Annotated in this window: 16 protein-coding genes; 6 read left to right on the top strand and 10 right to left on the bottom strand. The window is 62.5% G+C overall.

Annotation, left to right across the window (positions count from 1 at the left end; translation table 11 throughout):
* The first annotated feature begins 28 nt into the window (after positions 1-28).
* Complete coding sequence (locus BVG79_RS06510; RefSeq protein ID WP_085786168.1) at positions 29-688, top strand: phosphoribosyltransferase; 660 nt, start codon at positions 29-31, stop codon at positions 686-688.
* Here the strand turns inward: BVG79_RS06510 and BVG79_RS06505 are convergent.
* Positions 666-2,429 (bottom strand): adenine deaminase, encoded by a 1,764-nt coding sequence (locus BVG79_RS06505; RefSeq protein WP_236951321.1) that lies wholly within the window; start codon positions 2,427-2,429, stop codon positions 666-668. The two genes, BVG79_RS06510 and BVG79_RS06505, sit on opposite strands and share 23 nt — an antisense overlap.
* The gene (locus BVG79_RS06500) at positions 2,429-3,352 is read right to left on the bottom strand and encodes a nucleoside hydrolase (protein WP_236951320.1); all 924 of its coding nucleotides are present in this window, start codon (positions 3,350-3,352) and stop codon (positions 2,429-2,431) included. The genes BVG79_RS06505 and BVG79_RS06500 overlap by 1 nt, the downstream gene beginning before the upstream one ends.
* A 272-nt stretch (positions 3,353-3,624) precedes the next feature.
* Here BVG79_RS06500 and BVG79_RS06495 point away from each other — a divergent pair, with 272 nt between their 5' ends.
* Positions 3,625-4,533 carry a hypothetical protein gene (locus tag BVG79_RS06495; protein ID WP_085786166.1) on the top strand — a complete coding sequence of 303 codons (909 nt, stop codon included), beginning with the start codon at positions 3,625-3,627 and terminating at the stop codon, positions 4,531-4,533.
* 243 nt (positions 4,534-4,776) lie between these two features.
* On the opposite strand, the gene BVG79_RS06485 is transcribed toward BVG79_RS06495, so the two are convergent.
* The gene (locus tag BVG79_RS06485) at positions 4,777-6,234 is read right to left on the bottom strand and encodes a globin-coupled sensor protein (RefSeq protein ID WP_085786164.1); all 1,458 of its coding nucleotides are present in this window, start codon (positions 6,232-6,234) and stop codon (positions 4,777-4,779) included.
* 153 nt (positions 6,235-6,387) lie between these two features.
* Between BVG79_RS06485 and olsA the strand changes: the two genes are divergently transcribed.
* Entirely contained in the window at positions 6,388-7,236 is an 849-nt protein-coding gene (gene olsA, locus BVG79_RS06480) for a lyso-ornithine lipid O-acyltransferase (protein WP_157115644.1), read from the top strand.
* On the opposite strand, the gene BVG79_RS06475 is transcribed toward olsA, so the two are convergent.
* From BVG79_RS06475 to BVG79_RS06445, 7 genes are all read right to left on the bottom strand, one after another.
* Positions 7,233-9,089, bottom strand: coding sequence for an ATP-binding protein (locus tag BVG79_RS06475; RefSeq protein WP_157115643.1), 1,857 nt, complete (start codon positions 9,087-9,089; stop codon positions 7,233-7,235). The genes olsA and BVG79_RS06475 overlap by 4 nt on opposite strands.
* Positions 9,090-9,177: 88 nt before the next feature.
* Complete coding sequence (locus BVG79_RS06470) at positions 9,178-9,645, bottom strand: peptidase S1 (RefSeq protein ID WP_085786163.1); 468 nt, start codon at positions 9,643-9,645, stop codon at positions 9,178-9,180.
* Positions 9,646-9,738: 93 nt separating this feature from the next.
* The gene (locus BVG79_RS06465) at positions 9,739-10,917 is read right to left on the bottom strand and encodes an RsmB/NOP family class I SAM-dependent RNA methyltransferase (protein ID WP_085786162.1); all 1,179 of its coding nucleotides are present in this window, start codon (positions 10,915-10,917) and stop codon (positions 9,739-9,741) included.
* Complete coding sequence (gene guaB / locus BVG79_RS06460; RefSeq protein WP_085786161.1) at positions 10,917-12,365, bottom strand: IMP dehydrogenase; 1,449 nt, start codon at positions 12,363-12,365, stop codon at positions 10,917-10,919. Before guaB ends, BVG79_RS06465 begins: the two co-directional genes overlap by 1 nt.
* Positions 12,366-12,469: 104 nt before the next feature.
* Positions 12,470-12,946, bottom strand: a complete 477-nt coding sequence (locus BVG79_RS06455) for a CinA family protein (RefSeq protein ID WP_085786160.1) — start codon at positions 12,944-12,946, stop codon at positions 12,470-12,472.
* Entirely contained in the window at positions 12,943-13,446 is a 504-nt protein-coding gene (locus BVG79_RS06450) for a phosphatidylglycerophosphatase A family protein (RefSeq protein WP_085786159.1), read from the bottom strand. The genes BVG79_RS06455 and BVG79_RS06450 overlap by 4 nt, the downstream gene beginning before the upstream one ends.
* Positions 13,443-14,579 carry a bifunctional 2-C-methyl-D-erythritol 4-phosphate cytidylyltransferase/2-C-methyl-D-erythritol 2,4-cyclodiphosphate synthase gene (locus BVG79_RS06445; RefSeq protein WP_085787290.1) on the bottom strand — a complete coding sequence of 379 codons (1,137 nt, stop codon included), beginning with the start codon at positions 14,577-14,579 and terminating at the stop codon, positions 13,443-13,445. The genes BVG79_RS06450 and BVG79_RS06445 overlap by 4 nt, the downstream gene beginning before the upstream one ends.
* A gap of 269 nt (positions 14,580-14,848) precedes the next feature.
* Here BVG79_RS06445 and dusB point away from each other — a divergent pair, with 269 nt between their 5' ends.
* From dusB to BVG79_RS06430, 3 genes are read left to right on the top strand one after another with little or no spacing between them, the layout of a single operon-like run.
* Positions 14,849-15,799 carry a tRNA dihydrouridine synthase DusB gene (dusB, locus tag BVG79_RS06440; protein WP_157115722.1) on the top strand — a complete coding sequence of 317 codons (951 nt, stop codon included), beginning with the start codon at positions 14,849-14,851 and terminating at the stop codon, positions 15,797-15,799.
* Entirely contained in the window at positions 15,796-16,893 is a 1,098-nt protein-coding gene (locus tag BVG79_RS06435; RefSeq protein ID WP_085786157.1) for a two-component system sensor histidine kinase NtrB, read from the top strand. The genes dusB and BVG79_RS06435 overlap by 4 nt, the downstream gene beginning before the upstream one ends.
* Complete coding sequence (locus BVG79_RS06430) at positions 16,893-18,263, top strand: response regulator (RefSeq protein WP_085786156.1); 1,371 nt, start codon at positions 16,893-16,895, stop codon at positions 18,261-18,263. Before BVG79_RS06435 ends, BVG79_RS06430 begins: the two co-directional genes overlap by 1 nt.
* The last annotated feature ends 6 nt before the right edge of the window (positions 18,264-18,269 follow it).

The raw sequence follows: 18,269 nt of genomic DNA, 5'->3' as shown, positions 1-18,269 counted from the left end.
GAAAACATCCACTGCAAAGGAGGCGCGCATGCGCACAGATGTCTGGCAACAGCTTTACACCGATCTGACGCTGGGAGTGCAGGCAGATCAGGACAGCTTTGCGGTGGCGTTAGGCGATCGGCAAATTCTGTTGCCCATTCGCAAGCTGCCCGATGGGCGGGGCGTAGCCTCGTTGATCTTGAACCAAGCGGGGTTTTCGGTGCTGGACGCCTTGGCCGATGCTGTCGCCGCTGGTTTGCATGACTATGCGCCCGAGGTTGTGGTTGCTGTGCCCACGCTGGGCTTGCCGTTGGCCGAGGCTGTAGCGCGCCGCTTGGGGCATAATCGCTTGGTTCCGCTGGGATATTCACGCAAGTTTTGGTATGATGAGGCGCTGTCGCTGCCCTTATCCTCGATCACGACGCCCGGCGGCGGCAAGCGGCTGTATATCGACCCGCGTATGCTGGCTTTGCTGCAAGGAAAGCGGGTTGTGGTGGTCGATGACGTGTTATCCAGCGGCGCATCCATTGCGACAGTGTTGAAGCTGATGGACATTGCAGGCGTTGCGCCCTTGGCCGTGGGCGCTGCGATGCTGCAGGGCGATAGCTGGCGCGGACGGTTGAGTTTGCCGGTGATCGGGGCGTTCTCCACCCCGATCTTGCACCAAGGCGCAGCTGGATGGGCGGTCAGCCCGCAACAGTCTGCCTGATTTCGCCCGTGCTGCCGTCGGCGATGCCTATGTCGGTGACATGCGGGCCGGGGTTGCAGGCCAGCGATGCGCCGACCAAGGCTTTGAACGTGCGCACCGGCGGCAGCCAATCGGCCACTTGATCGGCCGCGTCGCGCAGCTGTTCCAGCGCGACGCCAACCTCGGGTGTCGGCGCATCCGATAGAAGGCCGCAGACAGGCAGGGGCAAGAGAGCCAGTATTTTGCTGTCTTTTGCCACGGCCATGCCGCCACCGCATGCAATCAGCGCGTTTACGGCGACCGCCATGTCGGTCGTGTTCGAGCCAAAGACGTTCAGGTTGTGACTATCGTGCGCGATTGTGGTGGCGATCGCGCCTGACCAGCTGCCCCATTCTTGCAGCAGTCCGACAACTGGCGTCGGGTCGGCAAGGCCGTGGCGGTGGATCACGGCCATCCGCAGCATATCGGCGGGCACCTGAACGATGCCGTCTTTTACGGGCAGATCGGCGGTGCCCCAGCGCGTGAAACGGGGCGTGACGACGGTGTTCACTGTCGCCACATCTCCGCTGGCGCGAATGTCGAACGCGTCAGCAATCAGCGGATCGAGCTTCATCGTATCGGTGAAGGGCAGGTCCGAAGTGGCGGATTCGGTGCGGGTGGGCATGCCGTTGCGCGCCGCGATGCGCCCCGAGGCCAGCACCAACGTCGCGCGGAAGCCCACCAGATCAGCAAAAACCGCAATATCGGCGCGGCGGCCAGGGGCGACCGCGCCCAAGTCGGCCCGCCCGAGGCGCATCGCCGCGTTCAGCGTGGCACCGCGCAGGGCGTCGATAGCGGGCATGCCGTGGCCGACAAGGCGTCGCAGCACATCCGCCATGCCGCCTTTGGCCGTCAGATCGTCGGGGAAAACGTCGTCGGTGCAGATCGTCAGCGTCTGCGGCATGTGGGGCAGCGTCTTCAGCGCGGCGACGACGCCGGGCAAGACATAGTCATGCGAGCCGCGTAGTTCTATCGTCAGACCGGCACGGATTTTTTGCATGAAATCATCTGCGGCGCTGATTTCGTGGTCAGATGAAATGCCCGCGGCAACAAAGCCTTGGAGTTCGGCGTCGAGCAGCCCACGGGCATGGCCGCAGACCAGCTTGCCCGATGCCAAACCAGCATCGACAATCCCGCGCATCTTGGGCGCGCGCGTCAGCACGCCGCGCATATCCATCACCTCGGCGACGCCGTAGATGTCGGGGTTGGCCAGCATCTGCGCCATCTGGGGCGGGTCGAAGGTGGCGCCCGCCCGCTCGATCCCAGGGGCCGAGGGTACGCAGGACGGGGCCAGTGTCAGCACACGCAAGTCCAAACCGCGCGCGGCGGCGATCGCCCAGTCGACCCCCGCGAGGCCCGCGACATTGCCGACCTCGTGCGGATCCCAGACGACGGTCGTCGTGCCTTGGGGCACCACGGTTTGCGCATATCTGCGTGGCGTCACCATAGAGCTTTCGATATGCATATGCGTATCGATCAGGCCGGGCGCGATGAATTGTCCTGAAAGATCAATCACCTCGGCCGCATCTGCGCGCGATCCCGCCTGGTGAACCGAGGCGATGAGCCCGCCCACGATGCCGACATCGGCGGGGTAAATTTCGGACGTGGCGACGTTGACCAGCTGCCCGCCGACCAGCAGCAGATCAAATGGCGCGTTTCCCAGGGCTGCGGCGACGGCGCGGTCGCGCAAATTGGCGTCGTTCAAGTCTTGTGGCTCGTGCATCAGGCCGCCCCTTGTGCCATGGCCGCCAAAGCCGCGTGGAAGCGGCGGCGTATTTCGGTTGCGTTCGGGTTGAGCGCGACGCGCATGTTCGGCGCGGCTTTGTGCGTGCGCCATTCGATTACGGTCATGCCGCGGGTCAGGGTGCCGTCTTCTTCGGCCAACATATGGACGGGCTGCAGTTCTGCCAAAGCCTCGTCGATAATAACCGCCGCCGCGACGGGGTCATAAAGAGCCATGGGGCGCGTGCCATTGGCGGCGATGCGGATGTAACCTTCGTACACATCCGCCAGCAGCTGCGCGGGTTCGCCCGCAATGGCGCGTAAGGGGGGCAGGTCGTCCAGCGTCACCATCACATCGCGGCAGCATTCCAGCCCGACCATGACCAGATCGACCCCGCCGCGAAGGACGATGTTGATCGCCTCGGGGTCGACGGCGGCATTGAATTCGGAAACGGCGGTGTGGTTGCCGCGCGCAAAGGCGCCGCCCATCCACACGACTTTGGCCAGACGCGCCGCATCGGGAAAGCGTTGCACAAGATGGGCGATGTTCGTCAGCGGGCCAAGGGCCAGAACATCGCGCCCGCCCGCAAGAATCCAGTCGGCTAGTGCGGCAATCGCGTCCGGACCGACGGTGTGGGGCTGCGGCGTGGGCAGGCGCCGGCCCGCCGTCGGCATGCCATCATCGCCGAGGACGTAGGATGCAGTGTGCAGCGGCCCCGCAATCGGCGCACTCGCGCCCGCGTGGATCGGCATCGTCCAGCCGTAAACATCGGCACTTGCACAGGCGTTTTCGACCCCTTGCGGCAGTTCGACATTCCCCGCCACAATCGAGAGGGCTGCGACCTGCGCCCCTTCGGCAAGGCAAAACCCTATCGCCGCTAGGTCGTCGAACCCCATGTCGGTATCGATCCAAAGGTGCTTCATATCAGGCTCCGTCAAAAGTTGACGCATCATCAGGGTGAATGCGGGCAGCTGCAATGTTGAAACGGCTTGACCTGACGAGCATTGGCGGCACGGGCGCGCGAAAGTGATCGCGCAACGCGCGGTGGGCTAGCGGGATGTTCACGCGGATGCGGGTATCAGGGGGAAATTCAGTCTCGCCCCAGCGAAAGGGAACAGCCCATGCGCCACCTGATCGACCTGTTTTTGTGCCAGAAAAGGCATGCTGCACGGCCAAAACCTGTGGGGGGCGCGTGATGTTCGGTTTCGGATTGGGCTTGTGCGGTGTCGCGGCGCTGGCGGCATCGGGTGTTTCGCAGCCGCAGATCAGCGTCACGGCCGGCGGTGGTTACGCTGGGTCGGTATATTCGTGCACGATAGGTGGGCAGTGGTCGGCTGATGGCAAGGCGATCGCTGGCGCGACGGGCAACAGCTGGGTCATGACGCAAAAGTTTGAAGGCGCTGCGATCCGCTGCGGGGCCAGCAACATCATCCAAATGTGGCTGCCCAGCGACCTGCCTGCGGGGTTGGCGCAAGTGTGGTTAGACCCGAAACGCGATGTGACGGTTGCCTCGGGCAGGGTGGTGTCGCTGCCCGACCAGATCGGCCAACGCCATTTTGCGCAGGGTACGGCGTCGGCCCAACCCGCATATACCGATGAAAGCGGTTACCCGGCCGTTCATTTCACCAACAATAGCACCAATCGCGGATTGGCCGCGCCCGACAACTTTGTCGCGCCCTACCAGTTCTACGTCGCCCAGTACATGAGCGGCGCCGAGGCTGCGACACCCAGTGGAAACGCAACGCTTGTCAGCGACGGCACCCTGACAAACATCGCGCGCATTCACACGGCGTCTTGGGGGTATGGTGCGCTTTCGGCGCAAAACGGGTCAGACGCGTTCTTTCCCGTCGTGTTGCCGTTGCCCAAATCCATCGTCGCACTGCGGCCTGCAAACACAGGCGCGGCCGTCAACTGGGTCTTGGGGCGCGGCGCCTCGGCTATGCATAGCTGGGTGGGCTATGTATTCGAGGTGCTCATGTTGTCCGCAGATCCCAGCCAGACGCACAAACAGATGATCGAGGGTTTTCTCGCTCACCGCAACGGTATTGCTTCCCTATTGCCCGAAAACCACCCCTTTAAAACCCTTGGCCCGAGGATCGCGTGATGTTCTGGATTGGATCTCATCAGCACATAACCGCAGCAAACACGCTTGCATTCAATGCGTATATTGCAGCTACACCCCTTGCAGATCGGCGCGGTGCGCCTATCCCCAACGAAACCAAGTCTTGGGCTATACCCGAGCAGGACGCGGCGGGGGAGTGGGTCATTCCCGCTTATCCCGATCTGCCGGCCCCAACCGGTTGCCGGCAGGTCGAAATCATCACGTGGCCGCCCGAGGGTTAGGCCGCTAGCCTGCTCTCGCATAACTTGGCTGGGCGATACCATCGTCCAGACCGCTAAATCTGGCGATCAAGCCCGCCAAGTCTTTTGCCTCGCTATTGAGGGAATTGGTTGTGGCATTGGTCTCCTCGACCATGGCAGCGTTTTGTTGGGTCATCATGTCAAGGTAACGCACTGCGGTGTTCACTTCGGATATGCTCAGCGCTTGCTTTTGTGCCGAGGCCGCCATTTCGAACACCGTCGCGTTGATGTCGTTGAACATCACGACAATCTCGGCCAAGGCCGCGTGCGTTGCGCCGACCAGCTGTGATCCGCGCTCGGTCTGTTCGCTGCTGCGATCAATCAGCGACTGGATCGTGCGAACGGCCTCGGCCGAGCGTTGGGCGAGGGCGCGTACCTCGGCGGCGACTACCGCGAAACCGCGGCCAGCCTCGCCGGCGCGGGCGGCCTCGACGCCGGCGTTCAGGGCCAGCAAGTTGGTTTGAAAGGCGATTTCGTTGATCACCCCGATGATCTGTCCCATTTCTCCCGCCGAGGCCGAGACCTGCTGCATCGCCGAGCGCGTCTCGTCCATGATCGCGCTGCCTTTTTGGGCTACAGCCCGCGCGCGGTTCGCCATATCTTCGGCTGCCGAGGCGCGCATAGCGGAATCCTGCACGGCCGTCGTCAGTTGATCAATCGACGCGGCGGTTTCTTCAAGGCTGGCGGCCTGCTGTTCGGTGCGCCGCGCCAGATCGTCGGAAGCGGCTGCGATTTCGGTTGAGCCGACGTTGATCGCCTCGGTCGCGCGCCCCACAGCCGCGATGACGCCGCCGAGGCGTTCCATCGTCTCGTTGAAACGTGTCCGCTCGGACAGGTCGGGGTCGACCCGCGCGCTCAAGTCGCCCTCGGCCAGTTTGCCCAGCGCGTCCGCAATCGACTGAGCTGCCGTCCTCTGCGCGGTTTCCGATCGCTCGCGCGCTTCATCCAATTTGTCGAGATAGCACGTAATAGACAGGTCAATGTCGATCAGCGCCGCGCAAATGACGGCTGACAAATCCGCACCCAGCGCAGCCCGATCTTTGCGTGTCCACGTGCGGCGCGCGGCGACCAGATCGCGCACGATACGGTCCAGAACAAGGCCGTAGCCGCCGATGTACCAGCGCGGCTCTAGCCCGATGTCGGCGTGAACCGCGCCAATCCGCCGCACAGCCGATACGTAATCTGGCCCGAAATCAGCCTGCGCAATCCGTTTCCAATGCGATTCCTGCCGGGATTTTGCGCTGTTCAGCCTGTCCTGACTGGCGAAATGGTGGCGCAGGCTAGGCGTTTGCGCCACCTTTTGATAGAAATCGGTCAGGGCGGGGCCCATCGCGTCGCCAATCGGCTGCGCCAGCGCGCGTAGCCGCGCTTGGGCCGCGCTGTCCAGATCGATGAATGACAGGCGATTTTCGATGTCGGCATCATGTGCGGCGCTATTGGTCATGTCGGACCTTTTCCAAGCTGGTTTGATCTGTCGCACCAAACGGTGCCTTGCCAAAAGCATTGCGGGAAATGATTAATAAGGTACTGCAAAATCAGCCTGATTCAGGCGATACACCCATATTCTTGCGTGTGCTTCCTGCTAAAGGACAAAAAAATGGGGCAAAACAACGCCAAATCGCCGCCGCCCGCGATGACATGGCAACCCGAGCGTCAGCCGCACATTCCCGTGCCGGATGGCTGGGGGTATTTTCGCGCTGCTCGGCGTGCGGTGCCGCTGCTAATTGGAATTGGCTTGCTGCTGCTCCTCCTCCTCCTCGTCCGGCTGGTCGAGCGGCCTTTGGTGGGCGAGCGTCGCACCGTCACGCTATGGATCAAGCAGCAGGGCTGTCGCTGGGCGCTGTTTTGTATGGGGATCGGGCTGGACCGCGTGGGGGCCGACAGCGCGCAGGCTGGCGCGGTCGTGGCGAATCACAGTAGCTGGCTGGATATTTTTGTTCTGGGCGCCGCTGCGCCGGTGACATTCGTATCCAAAGCCGAGGTCGCAACTTGGCCGCTGATAGGCCCTTTGGCAAAGGCGACCGGAACCGTTTTTATCACGCGCGACTCGCGCGAGGCCGCGGAACAGGTCGCCATGATGCGCGACCGTTTTGCTGCCGGCCAACGCCTGCTATTTTTCCCCGAGGGAACCTCGACCGACGGCCAGCGCGTTCTGCCGTTCCGCACAACGCTTTTCGCCGCGATCTGCGCGGCCGAACAGAGCTTACCGATAGCCGTGCAACCGGTCAGCGTCCGCTATGCGGCGCCTGTCGGGGCTGATCCTCTGTTATACGGGTGGTTCGGGTCGATGGGGTTTGCGGCGCATTTTCTGGCCGTTTTGGCGCAAAAGCGGCAGGGCCGCGTCCGCGTATTGTTTCAGCCCGCGCTGCCGGTCACAGCACAATCAGATCGCAAGACCCTTGCCGCACAAAGCGAGGCTGCCGTGCGCGCAGGGCTTTCGGCCTAATCCGCCAGCTTCAAATTGACCGCCTCGACCAAGCCCGCCAGCGAAAAGGGCTTGGGCAGGAAGGTGCAGTTCGGGATCGCTGCGCGATGTTCGTCAAATGATTCCTCGGCATACCCCGAGATCAGGATCACGCGGGTGCCAGGGCGATGTTCCAGTGCCTGCTGCACCCAAGCGGGGCCGTTCAGGCCAGGCATGATGACATCGGAAATAATCAAATCTATATGCATATCAGGGTCTTGCAGCAGATTTAGCGCGGCTTCGGCGCTATCTGCTTCCAGCACCTCCAACCCGCTGAGGCGCAGCGCGCGGCTGGCAAAGGCGCGCACGGGGGCTTCGTCCTCGACCACCAGAACGGTGTGGTTGCCTGTAGGGCGCATCGCCGCGCCTAGCAGGCTTGTGGGATTTGGTGGCAGCGCGTCATCCTCGGGCGCGGCTTCGGCGGGGAACATTAAGGTGAAGCAGGTGCCGCCTGCAGGGCGCGCATCAGGCCCAGAATCAACGAAAATATAGCCGCCGCTTTGTTTCACAAAGCCATAGACCATCGATAACCCAAGCCCCGTGCCCTCGCCGACGCGCTTCGTTGTGAAGAAGGGCTCAAAAATCTTGTCGAGGATGTTCGCCGGGATGCCGGTGCCGTTATCTTCCACTGTGATCGCCACATAATCGCCAATCGGAACCCGCGCGCGGTCGCGCAGTAACGGGGCACTTAGGGTCATGTTTCGCGTCGTGATCGTGATTTGCCCGCCCGATGGCGCGGCATCGCGGGCATTGACGGCCAAATTGACCAGTGCCTGTTCCAACTGGCGGCGATCGACACGGATTTTCGATACAGCATCGTCGTGTTGCAGCGCCAGCTGCGCACGCTCGCCCAGCAGCGTGCGTAGCAGGAAGGCGACCTCGCTGACGGTTTGATCCGGGGCGACGCTTTCAATCGTCAGGGATTGCTTGCGCGAGAACGCCAGCAACTGCCGCACCAACGCTGCGGCGCGGTTGGCATTGTGGTGGATCTGCATCAGGTCGGCGTAGCTGGTGTCGTGGCGGTCATGCCGCAATAACAGCAGGTCACAGTGCCCCGAAATTGCTGTCAGCAAGTTATTGAAATCATGCGCAATGCCGCCCGCCAATTGGCCGACTGCCTGCATTTTTTGGCTTTGTAAGAACTGCTCCTCCAGCAGCTTCAGCTCGGTCACGTCCTCAAGTATCGCCAGCACACCTTCGGGCAGTATGCTACGATCATCGCTGAGGCGGACTTGGAAAAAGCGATCCTCGCGTACGCTTTTCAGAAATTCGACATAAGACAGGGCGCGCCCCTCGTGCACCTCGCGCAGCCAGTCCAGCATGGGGCGGCCTAGGCCCTCGAACACGTCGGATGTGGCTGTGCCACTGGGAATGTCTTGCCCCAGCAGCGTCGTCGCGGCGCTGTTCGCGGCTTGGATTTGGCCGGACAAATCGATCAGCAGCAGTGGCACCGGCAGGCCTTGCGCAACTTGCCAGCGGTCAATGCTGGCGGACGGTTGCGACGGCGCGGTGGTATGCGCCGGTTGGGGCAGCACAGACCATTCCAACCGACCGAACGGCAGCCGCGTAACGCGGAGGCTGCGGTGCCAAATGCTCTCGCCGCCGCGCAAGGTGGCGGCGCGGTCCAGAATGCGGCGCAGCTCATCGTGGGTGTCGGGCAGGCGTAGAATCAGCGCGTCAACGATCGACAGATGCGACAGGCTTCCTTTGGGCAGATGCAACCAACCCATCGCAGCGGGCGAGGCCGCAATCAGCCGCCCGCTGCGTCGCGTTAGGATAAATACCGCTTCGGCAGGGTCTGCGGTTGCCGTCAAATTCCTTTCGCCAGCACCCATCTTGCCTCCACCCATTGATCCTACTGTTATTGGTCTATGACCTAACAAGGATAACAAAGGGTAAATACCCTTAAAACGCGGGTAAGGTTTAATAGCCCAGTTCAGTGATGATCAGGCGGCCCGGATTGCGGCGCGAGCCGTCATAAGTGCCGATCCAGATATCGTAAAGGCCAGGCTGCGGGTTGTTGAACGTCACAGCAGGATTGGTGCCGCGGTAGTCGTCATTGTAGTGCCAGGTGCCATCGGGCGCCGAGATCAGCAAAACGCCGTCGGCGTTCGATTCTACAGCGATCGTCAGCGACGTCGCATTTCCGTCCCAGTACAGATCGAAGTCGGGGCGCGTGGTCACATATCCCGACGCATTCAACCCGCAGCTTGCCAGGTCGACCGTGCCACCGGCTGTGATATTGCGCACGTAGGGGTCGGGCGTGAAGCCGGCGGTCAGTTGGATTTGTCCAAAATGGGGCTGGCCGGTCCAGTCAGGGCAGGCCGCTGCGGCGGTGGCTGATGCGGCCATTGCGGCCGCGGCGAACATCGAAAGAATTGTCTTTTTCATACTATGCTTCCCTGCAAATCAAATGTTGCGAGGCAAGTGATTTGCGTTGAAAGCATAGTAAGTCAACAAGTTTGTAGATGGCGCGTTAGCGCATCAGGTAGTTTCCGATCGCACTAGAACCGCCAGGAAGAACCCGTCCCATTCCGCCTGCGGCCGCAGCCCGAGGGTGTCGATTTGTCGAAATTGCGGTACATCTTCCAGAAAACGGGCCACTTGCGCCTCGTTCTCGTCGCGTAGCACCGAACATGTCGCATAAGCCAATATCCCGCCACGTGCGACCAATTGTGCGGCTTTAAACAGGATTTGACCCTGCAGCGTGACCAAATTTTCGACCTGACTGATGCCGAAACGCCACTTCGCATCGGGGGTGCGCCGCCACGTCCCGCTGCCCGAACAGGGGGCATCGACCAAGACCAGATCATATGGCGCTGCCTTAGCGATCTCGGCACCGGACAGCCGTTCGATCTTGACGCCTGCACGCGCGGCGCGAGCAGGGATGTCGTTCATGCGCTGGGGGGCAGCGTCATGCGCAAACACCTGCAGCTTGGCGCGGGCCGCCATCGCCAGCGCCTTGCCGCCGCCACCGGCGCAATAGTCCAGCACGCGCATGCCGTCTTGCAGGGGCAACCGTAAAATCGCTGCTTGTGATGCGGCATCCTGCAACTCGACCAACCCTTGGGTGTAAGCCTGCGCGGTTTGTATGCGGCGAGCGTTTTTCGTGGCGATCAGGGCTGTTTCGACCTGCGGATGCAGGGCTGTTTCGATCCCCTCGGCTGCCAGAGAGGTCTGCACAGCTTCGCGCGTCGCGCGTTTCGTGTTGACGCGTAGGTGTACGTCGGCGCGCTGCGACAGCACGTCCATCGCAGCGGGGGCGTCCGCGCCCAACGACTGCGTGAAAGCCGCTATCATGTCCTCGGGCATATTCCAGCGGGCGGGGCCGCTGTCGGGCAGGGTGGTCGGGGCCGCCAGTTCGTCGGCACTCAGGGTAGGCGGCGCATAGGTTGCGCCGGTAAATAAGGTGGCGGGGTCTTGCCCCGCCGCCCGCAGCGCGCCGATCATTAGCCCGCGCCCGTTAAGGGCGCCGCCAAGATAAGCGTAACTGCCGCGCTTGCGCAGCGCATCATAGACCAGATCCCGCACGGCCGACCGATCACCGGACCCCGCATAGCGGTTTCCGCGCGCCCAAGTAATCAGGGCGCGCTCGGCAGGCTCGCCTGCCAAAATCATATCGAGCACCGCGATTGCGGCACTGATCCGTGCGGAAGGTGTCATCAGCCGATCCGGTAATTCGGACTTTCGCGCGTGATCTGCACGTCATGGACGTGGCTTTCACGCAGACCGGCCGAAGTGATCTTTACGAAGTTGCAGTTCTTGCGCATCTCGGCGACGGTCGCGCAGCCGGTATAGCCCATGGCCGCGCGCAGACCGCCCACCATCTGGTGCACGACGGTGTGGGCGGGGCCTTTGTAGGGCACCTGACCTTCGATCCCTTCGGGCACCAGCTTGTCGCTGGCGGCATCCTTTTGGAAATACCGGTCGGCCGACCCGCGCGCCATGGCGCCAAGGCTGCCCATCCCGCGATAGGATTTGAACGAACGGCCTTGGTACAAAATGACCTCGCCCGGCGATTCATCCGTGCCTGCGATCATGCTGCCAACCATCGCGCAAGATGCGCCTGCCGCGATCGCCTTGGCAAAATCGCCCGAGAATTTGATCCCGCCGTCGGCAATGACCGGCACATCGCCTGCCGCACTGGCCGCATCCATCACGGCGGTCAGCTGGGGCACGCCCACGCCAGCAACCATACGCGTGGTGCAGATCGACCCCGGGCCGATGCCGACCTTCACCGCATCAGCGCCCGCGTCAATCAGCGCGCGGGTGCCGTCGGCGGTGGCCACGTTACCCGCCATGATCTGCACACCGTTCGATTCGCGGCGCAGGCGGTCAACCGCTTTGCCAACGCCTTCCGAATGGCCATGCGCGGTGTCGATCACCACGATGTCGACGCCCGCTTCTATCAGCGCCATCGAGCGTTCGAACCCTTCGTCCCCAACGGTCGACGCAGCCGCGACGCGCAGGCGGCCAAGGTCGTCTTTGCAGGCGATGGGGTTCAGCACGGCTTGTTCGCTGTCTTTCAGCGTCAACAGGCCCGTCAGCTTGCCCGCATCATCGCTGATCAGCAGCTTCTCGATCCGGCGGGCGCGCATCAGGCTGCGGGCTTCTTCCAAATCGGCAGGCTCGCGCAGAACAGCCAAGTCGGTCGCAGTCATCATCACGCTGACAGGGGTTTTGTCGTCGCTGGCAAAGCGCATGTCGCGGTTGGTCACGATGCCGACGATCAGGCCATTGGCGTCAACCACCGGGAAACCCGTGACCGCATAGCGCGCCATCAGCGCCTTGGCGTCGGCCAGCGTCTGGTCGGGGCGCAGGGTGATCGGGTTGTAAACCGTGCCCGAGACAAAGCGCTTGACCTTGCGCACTTCGTTGGCTTGCTGATCGGTCGTCAGGTTGCGGTGGATCACACCGATGCCGCCCGCTTGCGCCATTGCAATGGCCATGCGGCTTTCGGTGACAGTATCCATCGCGCTGGACAGCAGCGGGATATTCATCGAGATGTTTCGGGTCACCATGGTGCGGGTATCGGCGGTCGACGGCAAAACGCTCGACGCACCGGGAACCAACAATACATCATCAAAGGTGAGTGCCTCACGAATCTCCATGCGCGTTCTCCTCGGGCTGGGATTGTTGTTGGCAGTCGCCTATTGCACGGATCGGGCATGGGGGAAAGGCCGAATTTCCCCTTACGGCTGCAATCGCACCTAATTTAGCGTGACGCGGTGATGGCATCCAGCATCAGCGACAGCGCGTGCTGGGTGGCTGCGCGGCGCACGGCGTCGCGGCCGATGGCGCCGAATTCGACAGTTTCGGTGTGGCACCCGCGCGGGCCGGCGATGCCAAAACAGACACGGCCTTCGGGTTTATGTTCTGATCCGCCGGGCCCGGCGATGCCGGTGGTGGACACGGCGAAGATGGCCTGCGAATGGGCGAGGGCGCCCGTCGCCATCTGCGCGGCGACGTCCTCGGACACCGCGCCATGGGTAGCCAGCGTTTCAGGCGAAACGCCCAGCATGGCGATTTTGGCGGCATTGGTGTAGGTGACAAAGCCGCGGTCGAAGATAGCGGACGATCCGGCAACATCGGTGATGGCCGCCGCCACCATGCCGCCGGTGCAGCTTTCGGCGGTGGCCACCATCACGCCCGCATCGCGGGCGCGGGCCAGCAGGTCGGCCGCCAGCGTCACCGGCCCATCAGCCCGTGCGACACGCCCGCCAGAACGATCGCGCAAAGCGCAGCGAAGACGCCAGCAATAACATCATCCAGCATCAGTCCCAGCGCATCGCCGCGGCGGTCGGCCCAGCCGATCGGGCCCGGCTTCCAGATGTCGAACAAGCGGAACAGCACGAAGGCCGCCACAAAACCCGGCCACATTCTCAGAATGTTGCCATCAATCACGCGCGCCATCATGTGCCCGCCAACAAAAACGGGCCAGAGGGCAATCCACTGGCCGACGACTTCGTCGATGACAATGTAGCCGGGGTCTTTGATGCCGGTTGATGCGATTTCGCGCTGCGACGCCCACAGACCGATGAAAAACACCACCACAGTCGCGGCCAGCACTAGCCACAGCCCGCCCATCTGCCATAGCAGCCATGCAAGAATCACAGCCAGCGCAGAACCCCACGTGCCAGGCGCGGGTTTCAGCAGGCCGATATAGAAAACGGTCGAAATAAAACGTGTCATGCTTTCACCAATGTGGCGGTTGCGATTGCGGCGATACCTTCGCCCCGACCGGTAAAGCCCAGTCGTTCAGATGTGGTGGCTTTAACGCTGACGCGGTCTTCATCCAGCCCCATAATCGCCGCCATCGCGGCGCGCATGGCGCTGGCGTGGGGGCCGACTTTGGGGAATTCGCAGATCAGCGTGCAGTCAATATGCGTTATGCTAAAGCCGCGCGTATGCGCCAAGGCGCAGGCGTGTTCTAGGAAAATATGGCTAGCTGCGCCTTTCCACTGCGGATCGCTGGGCGGGAAATGCTGCCCGATGTCGCCTGCCGCCAGCGCGCCATAAATCGCGTCGGTGACTGCGTGCATGCCGACATCGGCGTCGGAATGACCCACAAGGCCGTGGCTATGCGGCACCTCGACCCCGCACAGCCAAACCGACTGGCCGGGGCCGAAGGCGTGAACGTCAAAGCCGTTTCCAGTGCGGATATCCATCGTCTCTCTCAGAATGCGGGCCGCACGTGTAAAGTCGTCCGGCGTTGTCAGTTTCAGGTTGCGCTCGTCGCCCGCCGTAATGGCAACGTCAAGCCCGTGGGCGAGGGCTATCGCCACATCGTCCGCCGCATCACCGACTGCTGCAAGATGCGCGGCAAGGATTGCATCATAGGCGAAGCCTTGCGGCGTTTGGGCGCGCAGCAGCCCGTCGCGCGCGGGCGTACCTGTAACCAGCCCATTTTCGCCACGCCACAGCGCATCGATCAGCGGCAGTGCAGGGGCGGCGCCAGCGTGGTGGTCAAGCGCCGCGATCACGCCGTCGATCACCGGTTGTGGCGTCAGCGGGCGGGCGGCGTCATGGATCAACACATGCGTCGGCCGCGTGCCCGATAAGGCGTGAAGCCCCGCTAGCACACTGTCGCGCCGCGTCGCGCCGCCCACGGCCAGCACCAGCTTGTGCTGGTTTACGGCGGTCAGGTAGTCGCTGTCCTCGGGGTGAATGACCAGCGCAATCTGCGCGATGCGCGGGTCGCTTTGGAATAGTGCGAGGGTATGGGCCAGAACGGGTTGCGCCTCGAGCATGCGCCACTGTTTGGGCGTTCCGCCACCAGCGCGCGTCCCACGACCGGCCGCCACAATCACAACCGCAATCTGCATGTCTGCCTCGCCGTCATTGGTCGCCGTCAACTGCTGCCGCGTTGTAGCGCAAAGTGCCTACGTGTGCAAATGGGGGCTGAAAATCGCGCATGTTGCTTAAATTTCATGCAAATGATATGTTTGAAATCTTAGTGATGCGGATAATCCGCCTCGACAGCTTGAGGTTAGCGTCAGCCTGTCATCTATATGAGGTATCACGATTAATTATGTGGCAATCGATCAAACAAGTGGCGCACTTTCAACCAATCCGCATTGACCAGCAGGTTCTGATGCCGGTGGCGCTGGCCCCTTTGGCCGGCATCACCGATCTGCCTTATCGACAGATGGTCAGCCGCTTTGGTGCAGGGTGGGTCGTGTCCGAAATGATCGCAAGCCAAGAAATGCTGACGAACCGCCCAGGCGCGCGCGAAAAGGCCGAGCTAGGGCTGGGGCAGGCGAACACCGCGGTGCAACTGGCTGGTCGCGAAGCGCAGTGGATGGCCGAGGCTGCTCGCATGATCGAAGGTAGCGGCGCGCAAATTATTGATATTAATATGGGTTGCCCTGCCAAAAAGGTGACCAGCGGTCTTTCAGGGTCGGCGTTGATGCGCGATCTGGATCACGCCTTGCGCTTGATCGAAGCTGTCGTCGGCGCTGTCGAAGTGCCGGTGACGCTGAAGATGCGGTTGGGCTGGGACGAGGGGCAGTTGAACGCGCCCAGCCTTGCGCAGCGCGCCGAAGGGGCAGGGGTTCGCCTTGTCACCGTGCATGGCCGCACGCGTTGCCAGTTTTACACGGGGCAGGCCGATTGGGCTGCGATCCGCGCGGTGAAGGAATCGGTGTCGATACCTGTGATTGCCAATGGCGACATCACCTCGGCTGCCGATGCGCGGCGCGCGCTGGCGCTGTCTGGTGCCGATGGCGTGATGATCGGCCGCGGCGCGCAGGGGCGTCCGTGGTTACTGGCCGAGGTGCTGGCCGACTTGTGCGGCACGCCCACTCCCGAAATACCGACCGGCGCGGCTTTGGCCGATCTGGTCTTGGGCCATTACGAGGCCATTTTGGCCTTTTATGGCGAAACGCTGGGCCTGCGGGTCGCGCGTAAACATTTGGGCTGGTTCATGGACCGCGCCGAAACCCCCGATGCGATGCGCCGCGCGGTTATGACCGCCGTGACCGCCGCCGAGGTGATCGACCGCCTTCCCGCCGCCCTTGACCCGATGCAAAGGCAAGCAGCATGACGAATGGAATACCCGATAAGGACAGTGCGCTTTGGTCGTCGCTTCCGGTGGCGGCCCTGCTGCTGACGGTCGACGACAAGATCGAGGAGTTGAATCCCGCCGCCGAGGCCTTCCTGAACCTATCGGCGCGCAGCCTGCGCGGTGCGCCGGTGTGGGACAAGGTCATGGTCGACGCCCCGCTGGAGGAGGCCTTCGGCCGCGCGCGCACACATGAATCCTCGCTGTTCGTGAACGATGTGGATGTCGGCTCGGGCGAGCGCCCGCCTGTGCAGTGCAACTTGTACTTTGCCCCGCTGCAAGGCGCGCTCGGCAAGATGCTGATGCTGATCAGCCCGCGCGAGATTTCGTACCGCATGACGCAGAAGAATTCCTCTGTGAAGGCCGCAAAATCGGCGATTGGAATGGCCGAAATGCTGGCCCACGAAATAAAGAACCCGCTCGCGGGCATCACGGGGGCTGCGCAGCTGCTGTCGATGGGCCTCGAGGGGGCGGATGTCGAGCTGACCGACCTGATCGTCGAGGAAAGCCGCCGCATCGTGAAATTGCTCGAGCAGGTCGAACAGTTCGGCAACCTTCGCCCTCCGGCGCGTAAGTCTGTAAATATCCACGATATTCTGGATCGCGCGCGTCAGTCGGCCTCGGTCGGCTTTGGCGCGCATATGATGTTTGTCGAGGAATACGATCCCTCGTTGCCGCGCACCTATGTTGATCCCGACCAGATGCTGCAAGTGTTCTTGAACCTGCTTAAAAACGCGTCCGAGGCTGGACAGCCGGGCGGGGCCATTCGGATCCATACGTTCTATGAGCCTTCGCTGCGCGTGCGCCGCGCCGATGGGAATTCCGACCGCCTGCCGCTGCAGGTAGAGATCATCGACGACGGCCCCGGCCTGCCGCCCGATATTGCCGACGACATCTTCGAGCCCTTCGTTTCTGGGCGAGAAAACGGCACTGGGCTGGGCCTTGCGCTGGTGTCGAAGCTGGTTACCGCCGTCGGCGGATGGATCTCGGTCGAATCCGTCCCGGGTCGCACGGTATTCCGTGTATCCTTGCCGCTGGTCCCCAAAGAAGAAGCCGAATTAGCAGGAGAAGAGTGATGGACGGAACCGTCCTTGTTGCCGACGACGACCGCACGATCCGCACCGTTTTGACGCAGGCGCTGACGCGCGCCGGTTGCAAAGTGCACGCCACTTCTTCACTGGTCACGCTGATGCGCTGGGTCGAGGAAGGCAAAGGCGATCTGGTGATTTCCGATGTCATCATGCCCGATGGCAACGGGCTGGATCAGCTACCGAAAATCGCAAAGGCCCGCCCGGGTCTGCCGGTCATCGTGATTTCGGCGCAAAACACCATCATGACCGCAATTCAGGCGGCCGAAGCGGATGCCTTCGACTACCTTCCCAAGCCTTTTGACCTGCCAGACCTGATGCGCCGCGCCGCCCGCGCGCTGGAGGTGAAGCGCCGCATCAACCCCGCCAAGCCGGTCGAAATCCCCGAGCGGCCCGCCGCCGACCTGCCGCTAGTGGGGCGCACCCCGTCGATGCAGGCGCTGTATCGGCTGGTTGCACGGGTGATGAACACATCGCTGCCGGTGATGATCACGGGTGAAAGCGGCACCGGAAAATCATTGATTGCCAAGGCTTTGCACGACTTTTCCGACCGGCGTTCGCTGCCGTTCCTTGTGATCTCGGGCAGCGACCTGCAGGGGATGGATGGCCCGTCGGCTGTGTTGACCCGCGCGCGTGGCGGCTCGATCCTGCTGGACGAGGTGAGCGATCTAGACGCCGACGCGCAGGGGCGGGTGGTCCGTATGCTGGACAGCATGGACGATAACGCCCCGCGTATCATGGCAACTTCGCAGGTCGACTTGATGGGCCAGATCGAAGCCGGTCAGTTCCGCGAGGATCTTTTCTACCGTCTGGGCGGCGTCACCATCAACGTGCCCGCGCTACGCGAGCGTGTCGACGACATCCCGCTGCTGGCCGAACACTTCCTGACGCGGGCCGAACGTGACGGCTTTACCCTCCGCCGCTTTTCCGCCCCCGCGCTGGAATTGGTGAGGAGCTACAGTTGGCCCGGCAACGTGCGACAGCTGGAAAACGTCATCCGCCGCCTTGTCGTCACATCGTCCGAGGAAGAAATCTCGCGCGCGGAAGTCGAGGCCGTTCTGGGCCATCAACCCACGATGGAGCCGATGCGAGGCGCGTCCGACAACGACAAGCTGATGACATCGGTCGCAAAGCATCTGCGCCGCTATTTCGACCTGCACGGTGGCGTTCTGCCCCCCCCCGGCCTTTACAACCGCATCCTGCGCGAGGTCGAAACCCCGCTGATCGAGATAGCTTTGGATGCGACCGGCGGCAATCAGGCGAAATGCGCCGATTTGCTGGGGATCAACCGCAATACCCTGCGCAAGAAGATCACGGACCTCGATATTCGCGTGACACGACGCCGTAAGCTGATGTAACTTCGC

It is taken from the genome of Ketogulonicigenium robustum (genome assembly GCF_002117445.1).
GTDB classification, from domain to species: domain Bacteria; phylum Pseudomonadota; class Alphaproteobacteria; order Rhodobacterales; family Rhodobacteraceae; genus Ketogulonicigenium; species Ketogulonicigenium robustum.
Note: the sequence above shows the minus strand (reverse complement) of the source record. Positions and strands in the feature narration are given on the sequence as shown.

Excerpts from the sequence above, each read along its gene's own strand:
- BVG79_RS06505 (WP_236951321.1), bottom strand. The coding sequence starts at position 2,429 with ATGCACGAGCCACAAGACTTGAACGACGCCAATTTGCGCGACCGCGCC.
- BVG79_RS06445 (WP_085787290.1), bottom strand. The coding sequence starts at position 14,579 with ATGCAGATTGCGGTTGTGATTGTGGCGGCCGGTCGTGGGACGCGCGCT.
- olsA (WP_157115644.1), top strand. The coding sequence starts at position 6,388 with ATGGGGCAAAACAACGCCAAATCGCCGCCGCCCGCGATGACATGGCAA.
- dusB (WP_157115722.1), top strand. The coding sequence starts at position 14,849 with ATGCCGGTGGCGCTGGCCCCTTTGGCCGGCATCACCGATCTGCCTTAT.
- BVG79_RS06500 (WP_236951320.1), bottom strand. The coding sequence starts at position 3,352 with ATGAAGCACCTTTGGATCGATACCGACATGGGGTTCGACGACCTAGCG.
- BVG79_RS06495 (WP_085786166.1), top strand. The coding sequence starts at position 3,625 with ATGTTCGGTTTCGGATTGGGCTTGTGCGGTGTCGCGGCGCTGGCGGCA.
- guaB (WP_085786161.1), bottom strand. The coding sequence starts at position 12,365 with ATGGAGATTCGTGAGGCACTCACCTTTGATGATGTATTGTTGGTTCCC.
- BVG79_RS06470 (WP_085786163.1), bottom strand. The coding sequence starts at position 9,645 with ATGAAAAAGACAATTCTTTCGATGTTCGCCGCGGCCGCAATGGCCGCA.
- BVG79_RS06450 (WP_085786159.1), bottom strand. The coding sequence starts at position 13,446 with ATGACACGTTTTATTTCGACCGTTTTCTATATCGGCCTGCTGAAACCC.
- BVG79_RS06430 (WP_085786156.1), top strand. The coding sequence starts at position 16,893 with ATGGACGGAACCGTCCTTGTTGCCGACGACGACCGCACGATCCGCACC.
- BVG79_RS06485 (WP_085786164.1), bottom strand. The coding sequence starts at position 6,234 with ATGACCAATAGCGCCGCACATGATGCCGACATCGAAAATCGCCTGTCA.
- BVG79_RS06435 (WP_085786157.1), top strand. The coding sequence starts at position 15,796 with ATGACGAATGGAATACCCGATAAGGACAGTGCGCTTTGGTCGTCGCTT.
- BVG79_RS06475 (WP_157115643.1), bottom strand. The coding sequence starts at position 9,089 with ATGGGTGCTGGCGAAAGGAATTTGACGGCAACCGCAGACCCTGCCGAA.
- BVG79_RS06510 (WP_085786168.1), top strand. The coding sequence starts at position 29 with ATGCGCACAGATGTCTGGCAACAGCTTTACACCGATCTGACGCTGGGA.
- BVG79_RS06465 (WP_085786162.1), bottom strand. The coding sequence starts at position 10,917 with ATGACACCTTCCGCACGGATCAGTGCCGCAATCGCGGTGCTCGATATG.